Annotated in this window: 13 protein-coding genes; 8 read left to right on the forward strand and 5 right to left on the reverse strand. The window is 64.4% G+C overall.

All coding sequences use genetic code 11. The features are described from left to right. The first annotated feature begins 25 nt into the window (after positions 1–25). Complete coding sequence (gene lysS / locus BJP06_RS05540; protein ID WP_071573125.1) at positions 26–1,576, forward strand: lysine--tRNA ligase; 1,551 nt, start codon at positions 26–28, stop codon at positions 1,574–1,576. A 296-nt stretch (positions 1,577–1,872) separates the two neighbouring features. Here the strand turns inward: lysS and BJP06_RS05545 are convergent, their stop codons facing one another. Beyond that, entirely contained in the window at positions 1,873–2,355 is a 483-nt protein-coding gene (locus tag BJP06_RS05545; RefSeq protein ID WP_071573126.1) for an NINE protein, read from the reverse strand. 132 nt (positions 2,356–2,487) lie between these two features. On the opposite strand from BJP06_RS05545, the gene BJP06_RS05550 reads away from it, so the two are divergent. The 5 genes from BJP06_RS05550 (at position 2,488) to BJP06_RS05570 (ending at position 11,348) form a co-directional block, all read left to right on the forward strand. Next, entirely contained in the window at positions 2,488–3,630 is a 1,143-nt protein-coding gene (locus BJP06_RS05550) for a glycosyltransferase 87 family protein (protein ID WP_071573127.1), read from the forward strand. 135 nt (positions 3,631–3,765) lie between these two features. Further along, positions 3,766–5,838 carry a glucose PTS transporter subunit IIA gene (locus BJP06_RS05555; protein ID WP_071573128.1) on the forward strand — a complete coding sequence of 691 codons (2,073 nt, stop codon included), beginning with the start codon at positions 3,766–3,768 and terminating at the stop codon, positions 5,836–5,838. Positions 5,839–5,848: 10 nt separating this feature from the next. Next, entirely contained in the window at positions 5,849–6,676 is an 828-nt protein-coding gene (locus BJP06_RS05560) for a PRD domain-containing protein (RefSeq protein WP_071573129.1), read from the forward strand. A 33-nt stretch (positions 6,677–6,709) separates the two neighbouring features. Further along, positions 6,710–8,401 carry a phosphoenolpyruvate--protein phosphotransferase gene (gene ptsP / locus BJP06_RS05565; RefSeq protein WP_071573130.1) on the forward strand — a complete coding sequence of 564 codons (1,692 nt, stop codon included), beginning with the start codon at positions 6,710–6,712 and terminating at the stop codon, positions 8,399–8,401. A 187-nt stretch (positions 8,402–8,588) separates the two neighbouring features. Then, entirely contained in the window at positions 8,589–11,348 is a 2,760-nt protein-coding gene (locus tag BJP06_RS05570; RefSeq protein ID WP_070361908.1) for an ATP-dependent Clp protease ATP-binding subunit, read from the forward strand. A 231-nt stretch (positions 11,349–11,579) separates the two neighbouring features. On the opposite strand, the gene BJP06_RS05575 is transcribed toward BJP06_RS05570, so the two are convergent. From BJP06_RS05575 to zupT, 3 genes are read right to left on the reverse strand one after another with little or no spacing between them, the layout of a single operon-like run. After that, complete coding sequence (locus BJP06_RS05575) at positions 11,580–12,971, reverse strand: alpha/beta fold hydrolase (protein ID WP_071573131.1); 1,392 nt, start codon at positions 12,969–12,971, stop codon at positions 11,580–11,582. A 31-nt stretch (positions 12,972–13,002) separates the two neighbouring features. Beyond that, positions 13,003–14,343: an alpha/beta fold hydrolase gene (locus BJP06_RS05580; protein WP_083433205.1), complete on the reverse strand. Its 1,341-nt coding sequence runs from the start codon at positions 14,341–14,343 to the stop codon at positions 13,003–13,005. A 41-nt stretch (positions 14,344–14,384) separates the two neighbouring features. Further along, positions 14,385–15,152, reverse strand: a complete 768-nt coding sequence (zupT, locus tag BJP06_RS05585; RefSeq protein ID WP_070361911.1) for a zinc transporter ZupT — start codon at positions 15,150–15,152, stop codon at positions 14,385–14,387. 28 nt (positions 15,153–15,180) lie between these two features. Here zupT and BJP06_RS05590 point away from each other — a divergent pair, with 28 nt between their 5' ends. Beyond that, positions 15,181–15,351: a DUF4236 domain-containing protein gene (locus BJP06_RS05590; protein ID WP_071565885.1), complete on the forward strand. Its 171-nt coding sequence runs from the start codon at positions 15,181–15,183 to the stop codon at positions 15,349–15,351. On the opposite strand, the gene BJP06_RS05595 is transcribed toward BJP06_RS05590, so the two are convergent. Further along, positions 15,330–16,232, reverse strand: a complete 903-nt coding sequence (locus tag BJP06_RS05595) for an A/G-specific adenine glycosylase (RefSeq protein WP_252931443.1) — start codon at positions 16,230–16,232, stop codon at positions 15,330–15,332. The two genes, BJP06_RS05590 and BJP06_RS05595, sit on opposite strands and share 22 nt — an antisense overlap. Before the next feature lie 19 nt (positions 16,233–16,251). Here BJP06_RS05595 and BJP06_RS05600 point away from each other — a divergent pair, with 19 nt between their 5' ends. After that, a complete protein-coding gene (locus tag BJP06_RS05600) occupies positions 16,252–16,860 on the forward strand; it encodes a carbonic anhydrase (protein WP_071573133.1) in 609 nt (202 codons plus the stop codon). The last annotated feature ends 1 nt before the right edge of the window (position 16,861 follow it).

Here is a 16,861-nt window from a genome sequence, read left to right on the forward strand (position 1 = left end):
CCCCAACCGACTAGGCTAAGTCAGCGTGAAGAATCAAACAACGCAGGACCTCTCCGAACAGCAACAGTTCCGTCGTGCGAAGCGCGAAAAGCTTCTGAGCGAAGGCCGCGACGCCTACCCAGTCGTCGTCGACCGCACGACCTCCTTGCGCGAGCTGCGCCAGAAGTACCGCGCCGTGCCCGAAGGCGAGGGCGACGGCCAGTTCAACCTCGCGCCGGGCGAAGAAACCCAGGACGTCGTCGCCGTCGCGGGCCGCATTATGTTCCAGCGCAACACCGGCAAGCTGTGCTTCGCCACCCTCCAAGAGGGCGACGGCACCCAGCTGCAGGTCATGCTTTCCCTCGCAGAGGTAGGAGAGGAGGCACTTGCATCCTGGAAGGCCGACACTGACCTCGGCGACATCGTCTCCGTCCGCGGCCGCGTCATCGCTTCCCGCCGCGGTGAGCTCTCGGTCCAGGCCCAGTCCTGGCACATGGCCTCCAAGGCACTGCGCCCACTCCCTGTCGCGTTCGCTGACATGAACGAGGAGCAGCGCGTCCGCCACCGCTACACCGACCTCATCATGCGCGAGGACGCCCGCAAGAACGCCATGACCCGCATCAAGGTCATCGCTGCCGTGCGTAAGTTCCTCACCGGCCACGACTTCGTCGAGGTCGAGACGCCGATGCTGCAGACCCTGCACGGCGGCGCCGCAGCCCGCCCGTTCATTACCCGCTCCAACGCGCTCGACATGGACCTCTACCTGCGCATCGCGCCCGAGCTCTACCTCAAGCGTTGCGTCGTCGGCGGCATCGAGCGCGTCTTCGAGCTCAACCGCAACTTCCGCAACGAGGGCGTCGACTCCTCCCACTCGCCCGAGTTCACCATGCTCGAGACCTACCAAGCATGGGGCACCTACAAGGATGGCGCGAAGACCATGAAGGACCTCGTGCAGTTCAGCGCCAAGGAAGTCTTCGGTTCCACCACCGTCACCCTCCCCGACGGCACCGAGTACGACCTCGGCGGCGAGTGGAAAGTCATGGAGATGTACCCCTCCCTCAACGAGGCGCTCCAGCGCAAGTTCCCAGGCCAGCCGGAGGTCACCATCGAGTCCTCCGTGGAGGAGCTCAAGGGCATCGCCGACGTCATCGGCCTGAAGGTGCCGAAGGATGAGGGCTGGCTGCACGGCAAGCTCGTCGAGGAGATCTGGGAGCACCTCTGCTCCGACCAGCTCTACGAGCCGACCTTCGTGATCAACTTCCCAGTCGAGACGTCCCCGCTGACCCGCGACCACCGCGAGCTGCCCGGCGTCACCGAGAAGTTCGACCTCTACGTCCGCGGCTTCGAGCTGGCCACCGGCTACTCCGAACTTGTCGACCCCGTCATCCAGCGCGAACGCTTCGAAGACCAAGCCCGCCTCGCCGCCCACGGCGACGACGAAGCCATGGTCCTCGACGAGGACTTCCTCGCCGCCATGGAACAGGGCATGCCGCCAACCGCCGGTTGCGGCATGGGCATCGACCGCCTGCTGATGGCCCTGACCGGCCTCGGCATCCGCGAAACCGTCCTGTTCCCACTGGTGAAGCCGGAGGCGTAGGGCTGGCTTCTTGTCGTTGAGCCCTGCCGGGCCCTCGGCTTCCCCTCGCACTTTCAGAAAAGTTCCCGCGATTTCAGGAATGGTGGGAACTTTCTTCGTTGACAGGCATCGCGACCTGGAGAAACACGAGTGCCGGTCGACCAGAACCGGCCTCAACCGCAAAATGGTTCCCGAGCGTGGGAACTTCTTCTCGTGCCTTGAATACAGAGGACCATAAGAATGTGCGACCCGTGTTGATGCGGGTTGACCCAAACACAGGTCCTCAGTCACGGAGCTGAGGGCAACCGCCTGAAGGTTTACTTCAGCGGAATCCCATTAGCGTCGGTGTCGTAGCCTCCGCCGCCGACGAGGACCATAATCATCTCGATGATGCACCACACCCATAGTGCCAGGAAGATCGGGGTGGAAACGATCCAGCCGACGAACGGGATCAGGCTGAAGAGGCTGCCGGTAAGGAAGAGTCCCACTTTGGTGACGCCACGGAAGTTCTGCCCAAGGTAGAAGTTGCCGATACCAAACGAGCCCAGGAAGAAGAACAGCGCCGCCGCGAGGAACTTGTTCTTCTGGGGCACGGCATGTCCGTAGGCCATCTGCATCTGCTGCATTTGGGGCATTTGTGCAGGTGCAAACTGTTGCATCTGCGGCTGTCCGTACGGTGAACCCTGCCCGAACTGCCCGAACTGCCCAGCCTGCCCGTATTGCCCGAATCCCTGGAATCGGCTGGTTGGTTGCGAGATTGGGAGCCCGTCTTTGTCGTACATGGGCTGCTGTTCGTTCATGTGCTTCCTCTATTCAAAGCAGTCGGGAAAGGATTATTCCGTAGTGTAGTTCATTTATGTCGGTTGTCATCGGTATGATGCGCAGAGTTAGGCAGCAGAGTTAGTCAACAGTGATGGGCGTAAGGCGATGCGATGGTGAAGCAGGTTTCGTTGTGGGTGTGGGTGCTTGTTGGTGTGCTCGCGGCTGCGAGTGGGCTCAGTGAGGTCTTTGGCAGTGCGGCGCGCGGCGAGCTGCTGGACGTCGGCGTGTTTCGCGACGCCGGCAACGCCCTGACCAGCGGCGCAGACCTGTACGACGACTTCCCGACGCGCAGCGGCTTCCGCTTCATCTACCCGCCATTCGCGGCGTTGCTGTTTGTGCCGCTGACGTGGATGCCTGAGCCGGTGATGGACGTGGTGTGGACGTTGGCGACGATGGCGTGCGTGGCGCTCATTTCGTGGTTGGCGTTGCGCAGGCTGGACGTGAAGGTCACGCCGCTGGTGTTGGTGGGGGTGATTGCGTGGTCGCTGGCGATTGATCCGTTGCAGGCGAATTTCTTCTTCGGCCAGATTAACGTGTTCCTGTTTGCGCTGGTCGTGGTGGATGTGCTCGGCTTGTTGCCGCGGCAGTTGCGCGGTGTCGGCGTGGGCATCGCGGCTGGGATTAAGATCACGCCGGCGGCGTTCGCGATTCTGTTTTTGGTGAAGAAGGATTGGGCGTCGGTGGCGCGTGCGGCGGGGACGTTCGTCGGCACGATTCTGATTGGTGTGCTGATGCGCCCGGCGGAGACCTGGTACTACTTCACCGACGAGTTCTTCAATACCGACCGTGGCGGCAACGCGATGTACCCGCCGAACCAGGCGCTTTCCGGTCTGTTTGCCCGCGCGGGGCTGGAGGCCCCGACTGGCGTCATCTTCCTGGTGTTCGCGCTGCTCACAGGACTGGGGGCGTGGTACCTGCAGCGCCGAGGGCTGGACGTGCACGCGCTGTTCTTCGTCGCGCTCGGCATTAGCGTGGGTGGGCCGTACGCGGTGTCGCACCACTTCTCCTGCGTGATGTTGGCGGTCCCGCTCATTTTCGCGGCGGTGCCGTCGGTGTGGAAGCTCGCGTACGTGCTTTACGTTGCGGTGCTGTTTGTGCCGTCGTATCAGCTGTACCCGGAGGTTGATGCCTACAGCTTCTCGACGCCCCTTTGGTACATGGGCAACCTGATCGGGTTGGCCTCGTTGGCGATGTGGGTGGCACTGCTTCTGGAGCGCTGGTTCCCAGCTGAGAGCAAACTTATTGCGCACTAAAACGTTCCGTCATATAGTGGAACGTAATACCAACCACAGGGTTGTTACCTGCCGGTTCCGGCGGGGCAAGACCTGGGACGTTTTTGCGTCCCGGGTCTTTTTTCATCCCTGGATCTATGTAGAAAAGGAGTGAACATGGCAACCAAGCAAGCCGGCTTGCAGGAGCAGGCGGCGGATATCCTTGCGGGGATCGGCGGTGCGGACAACATTGCGTCATTTACGCACTGTGCGACCCGTTTGCGCTTCGAGCTGAACGACGCCTCCCTGGCTGACAAGGAGCGTCTCGAGGCCAACCCGAAGGTGATGGGCGCGGTGCCGCAGGGCGGGTCGCACTACCAGGTGATTGTTGGCGGAGACGTCGCGACGGTGTACAACGCGATGAACAACCTGCCTGAGATGCAGTCACGTGGCAGCCAGAGCAACGACGACGTGAAGGCGGCCCAGCGCGCGAAAGCGCAGGGCAAGGTGCCTTGGATGGATGCGTTCTTCGAGTACCTCTCGGATTCCTTTAGGCCGATTCTGGGTGTGCTGCTTGGGGCGTCGTTAATTATTGCGTTTGCTGCGGTGATGGACGCGCTGGGCTTTGTCGACTTCCGTGCGGAGGTCAAGACTCCGGGTTGGCAGTTCGTCGACGCGATGTGGCGCTCGGTGTTCTACTTCCTGCCGGTGATGGTGGCGTACAACGCGGGCAAGAAGCTCAACATTGAGCCGTGGGTGCCTGCCGCAGTCATCCTGGCGCTGTTTACCCCCGAGTTCATGGGGCTGGCGGACCACCCGGATGCCGTGACTGAGGTCAACAACCTGCTCGGCACCGAGGTCAGCCGCGTGACGGTGATGGGCTTGCCGATGCTGCTGCCTGACTACGGCGGAAACGTGTTCGTGCCGCTGATCATGGCGGTCGTGGCGGCTCTGGTGTACAAGGGCTTCCAGAAGATCATTCCGTCCGCGGTCCACATGGTGTTCGTGCCGTTCCTCACCCTCTTGGTGATGATCCCGGTCACCGCGATCGTGATTGGCCCGCTCGGCTACGCGCTGGGCGCGTGGATTGGTGTTGGCCTGGCGTGGCTGAACGGCAACGCGCCGTTCGTGTTCGCCATCCTGATCCCGATGCTGTACCCGTTCCTGGTGCCGCTCGGCCTGCACTGGCCACTCAACGCCCTCATGCTGGTCAACATTCAGACGCTGGGCTACGACTTCATCCAGGGCCCAATGGGTGCTTGGAACTTCGCCTGCTTCGGTGCAACCGCTGCTGTGTTCGCGCTCTCGCTGCGCGATAAGGATCCAGTCATGCGCCAGACCTCCGGTTCAGCGCTGGCAGCTGGTCTGTTCGGTGGTATTTCGGAGCCGTCCCTCTACGGCATCCACCTGCGCTACAAGAGGATCTACCCGCGGATGCTGGTGGGCTGCTTCACCGGTGGTCTGACCATCGCGATTCTGGGCACCCCGTTCGGCGGCGTGCAGACCAACGCGTTCGTGTTCACCTCGCTTTTGACCACCGTGGTCTTCAGCCCGATGTGGGTCTACATCATCGCTATTGCGGTCGCGTTCTTCACCGCGTTCTTCGTCATCTACTTCACCGACTACCGCACGCCGGAAGAGCGTGAAGAGGCCCTGGCTCGCGCACGTGCAGCGCAGGAGGAAAAAGAGCAGGAGGAAGCTCCGGCAGTTGCAGCAGCTCCGGCGGCGGCCGCTCCAGCCGCTGCAGCAGCAGATGCCGACGCGCCTGCAGCTGCGGCCCCTGCAGCGGACACACGCGAGGTCACCGCGCCGATCGCAGGCAAGGTTGTCCCGATGGACCAGATCCAGGACGCCGCGTTCGCATCGGGTGCGCTCGGCCAGGCGATTGGTGTGCTGCCGGAAGGTGGCGTCGAGAAGGTTGTGGCGCCGGTTGCTGGCAAGGTGATCTCTGTTGCGAAGACGGGGCACGCCTACGGCATTAAGACTGACGACGGCGTCGAGGTCCTCGTCCACATTGGCATCGACACTGTCAAGCTGAAGGGCGAAGGCTTCACTCCGCTCGTAGAGAAGAAGCAGCGCGTCGAGATTGGCGACGCCCTCGCGGACGTCGACTTCGGCGCAATCGCAGGTCACGGCGTGGACACCACGGTGATCGTGACCGTGGTCAACTCCAAGTCGCTGGCCGCTGTGGAAGATATCGCCACTGGTGAGGCCGAGGTCGGCCAGCCACTGTTGGGGGTAACCAAGTAGGGTCGAACACATGCAAATACTGCGCATCTTTAACAACAACGTCGTCCTGGCCCGCCGCGGGTCGGAGGATGTTGTGGTGACCGGTCGAGGCATCGCCTTTGGGGCAAAGAAGGGCGACGTCCTCGACGAGTCGAAGGTGCAGCGAGTATTTGTTCCGGCGGATGGTCGGGACCCGGACCACTCCGGCCAAATGATTGCCGGGCTTCCCGCCGAAGATATACACCGTGTGACCGCAGCGTTGGAGGCCGTGGGCGCAAAGCCCAGCATCACGCTGGTCACCGCGGTGACGGACCACATCATCAACGCGTTTGAGCGCGCATCTCGTGGCGAGGAGATCGCCTACCCGTTGCGCGCCGAGGTTCAGCACCTGTACCCGGCAGAGTATGCACAGGGCGAGCGGCTGCTGGAGCGCATCAACGAACTTTTCGACGCCGCCCTGCCCGCCACCGAAGCCACCGCACTTGCGATGCACCTGGTCAACGCCGGTTTCAACACAGGTGACCTGGCGCATACGTACCGGATGACGGGGTTGATTCAGCAGATGATGCAGATCATTGAGGCTGAGTTTGGGGTGGAGTTCGAAGCGTCGTCGATAAATGTGGCCCGGTTTATTACTCACATTCGTTATCTGTTTGTTCGCCTTGAGCAGGGGAAACAACTCGAGCGCGGAAATTCTCCGTTGGCGCGTGAGTTGACGCGCAGTTACCCGCGGGAAGTTGAGTGCGCCCGAAAAGTGGCTGCTGTAGTGGAGCTTCGCTTCGATACGGAGTTGACAGAAGATGAAATTGCGTACCTTGCTCTGCACGTTGCGCGCCTCAGCGCGTACCATCAAATGTAATACCATTAGCTTGATTGCTGAAAGGACACACTCATGACTGACCGCACCGTCTTGTATGGGATCGGGGTTTCCTCAGGTACTGCCTCTGGCCCGGTCGCAGTTGTTACACCCGCCGTTGGTATCGACGAGCACGAACAACCATGCACCGACCCAGACGCTGACGGCGAGCGCGTCGTCGCGGTCCTGGAAGAAGTCTCCGCGTCCTTGACGGCGCGCGCAGAGCACGCAAACTCCGAAACATCCAAGGCTGTCCTCGAGGCCACCGCCGCCTTGGCGAAGGACCGCGGCCTGGTGCGCGGCATTAAGAAGGAACTGAAGAAGGGGACCGGCGTGACCAAGGCGGTCCACGACGCGGTGGAGGCGTACGCGGCGAAGTTCCGCAAGCTCGGCGGCTACATGGCTGAGCGCGTCACCGACCTCTACGACATCCGCGACCGCGCCACCGCGCGCCTGCGCGGGCTGCCGGAGCCGGGCGTTCCAGCGCTGACCGAGCCGTCCGTGCTCGTCGCGAACGACCTTGCACCTGCTGAGACGGCCACGCTGGATCCGGAGTTGGTCGTCGGCATCGTGACGGAGGCCGGCGGCGCGACATCGCATACGGCGATCCTCGCGGCACAGCTCGGCATCCCCGCAGCGGTGCAGGTCAAGGGCATTAGCGAAGCGCTTGTCGACGCCCCAGCGATCGCCCTCGACGGCGGCGTCGGCGAGGTGATCGTCGCCCCGAACGAGTCGGACGTCGCCGAGCTCGAGGAGCGCTCCCGCCGCCGCGCCGCAGCCCTGGCTGGTTCCTCCGGCGAAGGTGCCACCCGCGACGGCTACCGCGTGAAGCTGCTGGCCAACATCGGCACCGCGGACGACGCCGCGAAGGCCTCCGGCTACGACCTGGAAGGTTCCGGCCTGTTCCGCACCGAGTTCCTCTTCCTGGACCGCGACTCCGCCCCGAGCGTCGAGGAGCAGACCGAGACGTACACCAAGGTGCTGCGCGCATTCGGTGACCGCCGCGTCGTCGTGCGCACCCTGGACGCAGGCGCCGACAAGCCGCTGTCCTTCGCCGACCTCGGCGAGGAAGAGAACCCGGCACTGGGCCGTCGCGGCCTGCGCCTGTCCATGGCCCGCGAAGACCTCCTCGACGACCAGCTCAAGGCGCTGGCCGCAGCACGCAAGGCTGTCCCGGAGGCTGAACTGTGGGTCATGGCCCCAATGGTGGCCACGGTGGAGGAGACCCGCTGGTTCACCGAGCGCGCACGCGCCCACGGCCTGCCGAAGGTCGGCGTGATGGTGGAGACCCCCGCGGCCGCGATCCGCTCCTCCCACATCCTGGACATCGCGGACTTCGCGTCCATCGGCACCAATGACCTGTCGCAGTACACCATGGCCGCCGACCGCATGCAGGGCGAGCTCGCAGAGCTGCTCACCCCGTGGCAGCCGGCAACGCTGGCCATGATCCGCGAGACCTGCCGCGGCGGCGAAGCCACCGGCAAGTCCATCGGCGTGTGCGGCGAGGCAGGCGGCGACCCGCTCATGGCGCTCGTCCTCGTCGGCCTGGGCGTGAGCTCCCTGTCCATGGCGCCGGGCAAGGTCAACGCGGTGCGCGCCGCGCTACGCCTGCACGACCGCGACACCTGCCGCCAGATGGCAAACTTTGCCGTCGACGCCCCGACCGCGAAGGAAGCACGCGAGAACGTGCTCAAGATCGCGGATCCGGTGCTGCGCGACCTGCTCTAAACTGGCCGGTTGGGGCCGGAGGAGGCGTCGAAAAGCCTCTGTTCGCTACGAGCGAACACCCGACCTGAGCTGGTGCGATGGCCCCTGAATCCATGAAGTGACGCCCTCGGCGGGACGATGTGTCCGCCGGGGGCGTTATGGTTGGTGACAACTCTTTAAAAACCGTTATTAGTAAGGGGTCAGCCAGTTGTTTGAGAGGTTTACCGATAGGGCCCGCCGCGTCATCGTCTTAGCCCAGGAGGAGGCGCGCGAGCTGAACCATAACTTCATGGGTACCGAGCACATCCTGCTCGGGCTTATTAAAGAAGGCGAAGGCGTCGCAGCAAAGGCGCTCGAGTCCATGGGTATCAATCTTGACGACGTCCGCTCCGAAGTCATCGAGATCATCGGACACGGCACGCAGCCGGTCACTGACCAGATCCCATTTACCCCACGCGCCAAGAAGGTACTGGAGCTCTCCCTGCGCGAAGGCCTGCAGATGGGGCACAAGTACATCGGCACCGAGTTCCTGCTGCTCGGCCTCATCCGCGAGGGTGATGGCGTCGCAGCCCAGGTGCTGATTAAGCTCGGCGCCGACCTGCCGCGCGTACGCCAGCAGGTCATCCAGCTGCTCTCCGGCTACGAGGGCGGCGAAGCACAGAACCCGGAGACCCCGCAGGGCGGCGGCCCCGGCTTCGCGGGCGCCGGCCAGGGCCCAGGCATCATGGGCGGGCCGCGCCCGGGCCAGCAGGGCGAGCGTTCCAACTCGCTCGTGCTCGACCAGTTCGGCCGCAACCTCACCGCAGCAGCCCGCGAGGGCAAGCTGGACCCGGTGGTCGGACGCGACAAGGAAATCGAGCGCATCATGCAGGTGCTCTCGCGCCGCACCAAGAACAACCCGGTGCTGATTGGTGAGCCGGGCGTCGGCAAGACTGCCGTCGTGGAGGGCCTCGCGCTCGACATCGCGAACGGCAACGTCCCCGAAACGCTCAAGGACAAGCAGGTCTACTCCCTCGACCTTGGCTCCCTGGTTGCAGGCTCGCGCTACCGCGGTGACTTCGAGGAGCGCCTGAAGAAGGTGCTCAAGGAGATCAACCAGCGCGGCGACATCATCCTGTTTATCGACGAGATCCACACCCTCGTCGGCGCCGGCGCTGCCGAAGGCGCCATCGACGCTGCTTCGCTGCTCAAGCCGAAGCTGGCACGCGGCGAACTCCAGACCATCGGCGCAACCACGCTCGACGAGTACCGCAAGCACATTGAGAAGGACGCCGCCCTCGAGCGCCGCTTCCAGCCCGTCCAGGTCGACGAGCCCTCCGTCGAGGACACCGTCACCATCCTGCGTGGCCTGCGCGACCGCTACGAGGCGCACCACCGCGTCTCCTACACCGACGACGCCCTCAAGGCCGCCGCCACCCTCGCGGACCGCTACATCAACGACCGCTTCCTGCCGGACAAGGCCGTCGACCTCCTCGACGAGGCCGGCGCCCGCATGCGCATCAAGCGCATGACCGCCCCTTCCGAGCTGCGCGAAGTCGACGAGCGCATCGCCGACGTCCGCCGTGAGAAGGAAGCCGCCATCGACGCCCAGGACTTCGAGAAGGCGGCTGGCCTGCGCGATACCGAACGCAAGCTCGGCGAGGAGCGCAAGGAAAAGGAAAAGAAGTGGCGCTCTGACGACCTCGAGGAAATCGCCGAGGTCGGTGAAGACCAGATCGCCGATGTGCTCGCGCACTGGACCGGCATCCCAGTCTTCAAACTCACCGAGTCCGAGTCCTCGCGCCTGCTCAACATGGAGTCCGAGCTGCACAAGCGCATCATCGGCCAGGACGAAGCCGTCCGCGCCCTGTCGCGCTCCATCCGACGCACCCGCGCCGGGCTCAAGGACCCGAAGCGCCCATCCGGCTCCTTCATCTTCGCCGGCCCGTCCGGCGTTGGTAAGACGGAGCTGTCCAAGGCACTTGCCGAGTTCCTCTTCGGCGACGAGGACTCCCTCATTCAGGTCGACATGGGCGAGTTCCACGACCGCTTCACCGCTTCCCGCCTCTTCGGTGCCCCTCCGGGATACGTCGGCTACGAGGAGGGCGGCCAGCTCACCGAGAAGGTCCGCCGCAAGCCGTTCTCCGTGGTCCTCTTCGACGAGATCGAGAAGGCGCACAAGGAGATCTACAACACGCTGCTCCAGGTGCTCGAGGAAGGCCACGTCACTGACGGCCAGGGCCGCATGGTGGACTTCAAGAACACCGTGCTCATCTTCACCTCCAACCTGGGTACCGGCGACATCTCCAAGCCAGTCGGCCTCGGCTTCACCGGCAACACCGCCACCGACGCTGACGCCCAGTACGAGCGCATGAAGAACAAGGTCCACGACGAGCTGAAGAAGCACTTCCGTCCAGAGTTCCTCAACCGCATCGACGAGATTGTGGTCTTCCGCCAGCTGACCCAGGAAGAAATCGTGCAGATGGTGGACCTGCTCATCAGCCGCGTGGACACCAACCTGGCCGCGCAGGACATGGGCATCGAGCTTACCGAGAAGGCCAAGAACCTCCTGGCCATCCGCGGCTTCGACCCAGTGCTCGGTGCGCGCCCGCTGCGTCGCACCATCCAGCGCGAGATCGAGGACCTGCTTTCGGAGAAGATCCTGTTCGGCGAGATCGGCGCCGGCGAGATCATTACCGTCGACGTCGAAGGCTGGGACGGCGACGTCGAAGCCGCCCGCAACACCCGCGGCAAGGCAGCGCCGGACGCGACCTTCACATTCACCCCGCGCCCACGCCCGCTGCCAGCGGAGACGTTCGGTGAGGACGCCGCGTCCGACGAGCCTGAGGAGAAAGCCGTGCGTGACATCGCCCCTTCCGAGGGCACCCCGGAGACCGAGGCCTCCCAGTTCCCGGACGAGCGCGCAGAGTCTGGTCCTGAGCCTGACTCCGACTCCGATTCCGACGGTCGGGGACCTGAACCGGTCTAATCAATAGGTTGGAAAGCCGCACCCTGGTGGTGCGGCTTTCTTTTTGTCTTGGTGGGGCGGGTATTGGTGCCAATAGACGCAACCTTATACGTCTAGCGCTTTTCTGACCTGCAAGAATGGAGGCCGTGGATTTTAGAATTGCGTCCTTTGGCACTCAGCGCATCCAAAGATGCACCAAATTCCCTCGCGCGGCGGCAGCGACCTGGGGAAACGCAAAAACGCGCTCCCAAATCAGCGAATTTGGTGCGCCCACACCAAAGCCGGGTTCGGCAGGCCGGAGCTAACGAGCCAGGTGCCTAAACCTACAGCGCTGAGTACAGCGAAGATGCCGAAGAGGATGGCGTCGGCGACTGGTCCGGTGTACTGGTAGTTCGAGGCGGTGTTGATGGAGGTGTTGTCGGGGATGTTGCAGTTCGGGGTGAAGGCTGGCGCGTGTGGGTCGAAGCGCTCGTCGAGCCAGGTGATCACGTGGGCGGTCTCGAGGACGATTGGCAGGGCGTGGCCAGCACCGGCGAGGTTTGCGAATGGGGTGGTGGAGGACCCGGAGTCGAGTGGCGTGGATCGGGTGCCGGGGATAGAGACGCTGCGGTACTCCACGGGTGAGCCGAGCGCGCAGTAGTCGCGGGCGAGTTGGACGGCTTGTGGGGCGGGGACCATGTCGTCGTCGGGGTTGGTGAGCACCAGCGTTGGGACTTTGGTGGGGACGCGGCCGAGCTTGTTCTGGTCGAGGCGGGTTCGCAGCACGGGGTTGTCGTGGGCGAGTTCGGCCAGGTTGACGCCACGTTTCGTGTAGGCCTTGAATTTCTTGGGCGCGATTCGGACGGCGTCGAGGATGCACGCCTTGGACAGGGCGTCGAGGGTGCGAACGCCTTCCTCGTTGAGTTCGGCGTAGAGGGCTTCGCGGAAGTCGGGGTAGGTGGAGGAGTAGGAGACGGCGGCGAAACCGGCGACTGGGGTGATCAGGGTCCCGCGGGACTGTTCGAGTACGGCCAGTGGGTCGGCGGGTGGGGCGCCGACGAATGCGGCGACCACGTTGAGTTCGGGGGCGTAGTCGGCGACGAGTTCGGCTGCTGCGGCGGAGGCGCCGCCGCCTTGGGAGTAGCCCCAGAACGCGACCTTTTCGTCGTTGTGGGCGGCGTAGCGGGCGGCGTCGATGACGGCGTGTCCCTGGTCGACGCGGTTGAGATACGTGTGCGTACCTGGGGTGCCGAGGCCGACGTAGTCGGTGACGATGACGCGGTAGCCGGCGTCGAGAAGCATGTGGGCCATGGGGCGCTCGTAGTCGACGCTGAAGGAGGTCCCTGAGTCGGAGGAGATCAGCGAGGTGTTCTTGCTGGGTGCGCAGTGGTCGGCCATACCGCGGGTGCCGGGCGCGATCACGACGAGCCCCTTCGCGTTGTCCCTGTCGTAGAGGGTGGCGGTGACTGGCGCGCGCGTGCCGGACTCGGTGGTGGTTTCGTAGCGCACGACTTTCGGCGCGGGGCGGAAGGCGGATTTGATGGCGGAGGAGCCCACCTCCGCCACGGAGCTCAACGGGTCGAGCGAGCTAGCGGCGGCGGAGGGGGCGAGGGAAGCGGCGAGCGCGAGGACGCACACAGCGGAGATCACAGGACGATGCAGCACGATGAAAAATACTAATCGACAATGCTTTGGTTTAGGTGAAAAGATGCGTCAGTCCTGTGCTGGTGAGCCAGGCGCCCATCCCAACGGCGCTGAGCACGCCGAGGATGCCGAGGAAGATCGCGGCGATGGTTTCGTTGGTGTACTGCAGGATGAGGTGGTCAGACTGGGTTGGTGGGGTGTTGGGGATGGGGCAGGTGGCTGTGAAGGGGGCGGAGTTGGGGTCGAAGCGCTCGTCGAGCCAGGTGATGGCGTTAGAGGATTCGAGGTAGAGGGGCAGGGTGTGGGCGGAGCCGTCGACGTTGGCGAAGGGGGCTTCGGGGCGCACGCCTTGCATGGCAACTGCTCGGTACTCCACCGGTGCGCCCACGCTGCAGTAGTCGCGGGCGAGCTGGGTCACTTGTTGGGATGGGACGAGGTCGTCGGCGGGGTTGGTGAGCACGAGGGTCGGCATGCTCGTGGGCACGCGGCCGAGTTTGTTCTGGTCGAGGCGCGCCCGCAGGGTCGCGTTGGCCTGGGCGAGTTCGGCGAGGCTTTCGCCGCTCTTGGTGTACTCGGTGAAGGGTTTCGGCGCGACGCGGGGTGCCTCCGCCATGCAGGCATTGGAGAGCGCCTCGAGCGTATCGACGCCTTCTTCGTTGAGTTCGGCGTAGAGGGCTTCGCGGAAGTCAGGGTAGGTGGACGCGAAGCTGACAGCGGCGAAGCCGGCGACGGCACTGATTTGTTTGCTGGTTGCTTGCTCGAGCACGGCCAGTGGGTCGGCGGGTGGGGCGCCGACGAAGGCGGCGACGACGTTGAGTTCGGGTGCGTAGTCGGCTACCAATTCCGCTGCTGCTGCGGAGGCGCCACCGCCTTGGGAGTAGCCCCAGAAGGCGATTTTTTCGCCGTCGTGTGCGGCGTAGCGGGCGGCGTCGATGACGGCGTGGCCTTGGTCAACACGGTTGAGGTAGGTGTGGGTGCCGGGAGTGCCAAGCCCGACGTAGTCGGTGACGATGACGCGGTAGCCGGCGTCGACAAGCTTGCGCACGATGCCGCGTTCGTAGTCAATATTGACTGATTTTTGGTGGGCCGTGCGCAGAATAGCGGGGCTGTTGCTGGGGGCGCAGTGGTCGCCGAGGCCGCGGGTGCCGGGGGCGAATGCGACGAGCCCTTTGGCGTCGGGGGTGTCGTAGAGGGTGGCGGTGACTGGGGCACGGGAGCCGTCCTCGGTGGTGGTTTCGTAGCGGACGAGCTGTGGCTTCACACGTTGCGTGAAGCGCTGGGAGGTGGCGCTCTCGGAGGAGAGTGGGGTGGCGTCAACGATGGGCGCTGTCGAGGCGCCGAGGGCCATAGCGCAGGCTATGGTCAGGGAAATTTTTGACCAATGATGTTTCATGGTCGGGAGTTTAATGTACAAATGTCTGTGACGTACAATTGTCAGGGCAGCAGCATGAGGCTCACGGCCATGATCGCCATGCCGCCCATGACGCCGTAGACGCTGTAGTGGTGGTGTCCGGTGGCGATCGCGTTCGGCAGCAGCTTGTCGAAGCTGATGAACACCATGATTCCGGCGATCACCGCGAAGGAGTAGCCCATCGTGGTCGGCCCCATAAAGGGCGCGAGGATGAGGTACCCGACGAGCGCTCCGAGCGGTTCAGCAAGCCCTGAGAGGGTGGCCCACCCGGCGGCCCACCAACGTCGGCCGGTGGCTTCGCGTAGCGGGACTGCCACGGCGACGCCTTCTGGGATGTTGTGCAGCGCGATCGCGACGGCGATCGGGATGGCCAGGTACGGGTCGGCGAGCGCGGACATGAAGGTGGCGAAGCCCTCGGGGAAGTTGTGCAGGGCGATTGCCACGCCGGTGATCACGCCGGCGCGCCGCATCGCTTGGGCGCGTTTGTCCTCGTCGCCCTGGATGCTTTCGTGCGGGTTGATGTCGTGCGGCACCAGCTTGTCGATCACCGCGATCAGCGCCACCCCGCCGAAGAACCCGAGGATCGCGCGGCCCTGGTCGAGGGCGTCAATGCCCGCGGGGAGCAGCTCCGCGAGTGAGATGTAGACCATCACTCCAGCGGAGAACCCGAGGCTGCCGGCGAGGAACCTGTCGCCAATGGTGGACTTGAGCGCCACGACCACCCCGCCGATGCCGGTGGAGATGCCGGCCAACAGGGTCATCGCGAATGCGATCAAAACGCTCGAAGTCATGCGGACAGTCTATGTGTAGTCTGAGCGCATGGGAATTTATTATCGCAAGAAGCACAAGGTGAGTAAGAACTCGTGGCTGAACTTCTCCAAGTCTGGTGCTTCGGCTTCCACGAAGGTCGGCCCTGTCACGTTCAACTCGCGCGGTGGCGTGTGGGTGAAGCTGCCCGGTGGGTTCAATTACCGCGGTAGGTGGAAGTAGCCGGCGTCGTCTTGGACGGCGAGGCCGTCCTCAAGCAGTGAAAATAGCGCGCGGGAGCGTTGCGCTGCATCGGGCCACACCACGTCGATGTCGCGTTGCGGCACGGGTGCCGACGCCCCTCGCAACACCTGCATGATCTTGCCGCGCACCTGCCGGTCGGTGCCGGCGAAGCGCTGCGTCTTCTTCTTGCGCTGCTCCTCCGGGTTCGGCTCCGGCTTGCCCGCTGCCACCCACGCGCAGCGGCTGACCGGGCACGCCCCGCAGTCCGGGTTTGTGGCGGTGCACACGAGGGCACCGAGCTCCATCAAGCCGACCGAAAAGGTTGGGCCGTCCCACTCCGAACCGTCGTCGGGCAGCAGCGCCGCCACCTCCTGGAGCTCCGCCTTGCGCGGGTGCGCGACGGGCCTACCACGCTCGGCGCGCGCGACCACCCGGCGCACGTTCGTGTCCACCACCGGCACGTTTTCCCCGTAGGCAAAGCAGGCCACTGCGCGGGCCGTGTAATCGCCGATGCCGGGCAGTGCCAGCAGCTCCTCCACGCTGCGGGGGACGTGGCCGTCATGAAGCTCAGTGATCACTCGCGCGCACTCCAGCAGACGCAGCGCGCGGCGCGGGTAGCCGAGGCTGCCCCAGGCGCGCAACACCTCGTCGGCGCCGGCGGCTGCGAAGGCTTCCGGGGTGGGCCAGCGCCGCATCCACTCCTCCCAGATGGGGGCGACGCGCGCCACCTGTGTCTGGTGGCTCATCACCTCGCTGAGTAGCACGCCCCACGCGCTTGTGCCTGGTGCGCGCCACGGAAGCTCACGCGCGTTGGCGCGGTACCACGGGTTAATCTCGGCGGGTTGGAGGTTTGTTCGAATTTTGGCCATATCCTCAGTCATCTCTGCCAAAATATAGCCTATGAGTACAGAAAAGACGCCTCGTGAGGTGTGGGAACTCCTCAGGGCAGGAAATGAACGATTCGTTGCAAGCCAGGAGACGCACCCGCACCGCGACCCCACGTGGCGCGAACAGCTCCGAGACGGCCAGAACCCGATCGCCGCCGTCGTCGCTTGCTCGGATTCGCGTGTCCCAGTTGAGCTGCTTTTCGACGTCGGCTTCGGCGACATTTTCGTCATCCGCACAGCGGGCGGTTGCGTCGACGCCGCGGTGTCCGCCTCCGTCGAGTACGCGGTGGAAGGGCTGAACGTGCCGCTGGTGATGTTCCTGTCGCACGAGTCCTGCGGCGCGGTCGGTACGGCGCTCAACGCGGTGGAGACCGCCGAGATCCCTGACGGGCTGGTCCGCGTGTTCGTTGAGAAGATCGTGCCGTCGGTGCTCGAGGCGCCGTCGCGCGACCCGAAGGATGTGGAGGTCACGCACGCGAACCTGAGCGCCCAGCACCTCATCGAGCGTGTGCCTGTGCTCGCCGAGCGCCTTGCCAACGGCACCCTCGGCGTGGTGGCGGCACGCTACCAACTTGCCGATGGCGAGGTTCACCCGACCATGGAAACCTTCGGTATAGAGTAAG

The organism is Corynebacterium sp. NML120713, from assembly GCF_001875735.1.
In the GTDB taxonomy this organism is placed as follows: domain Bacteria; phylum Actinomycetota; class Actinomycetes; order Mycobacteriales; family Mycobacteriaceae; genus Corynebacterium; species Corynebacterium pseudogenitalium.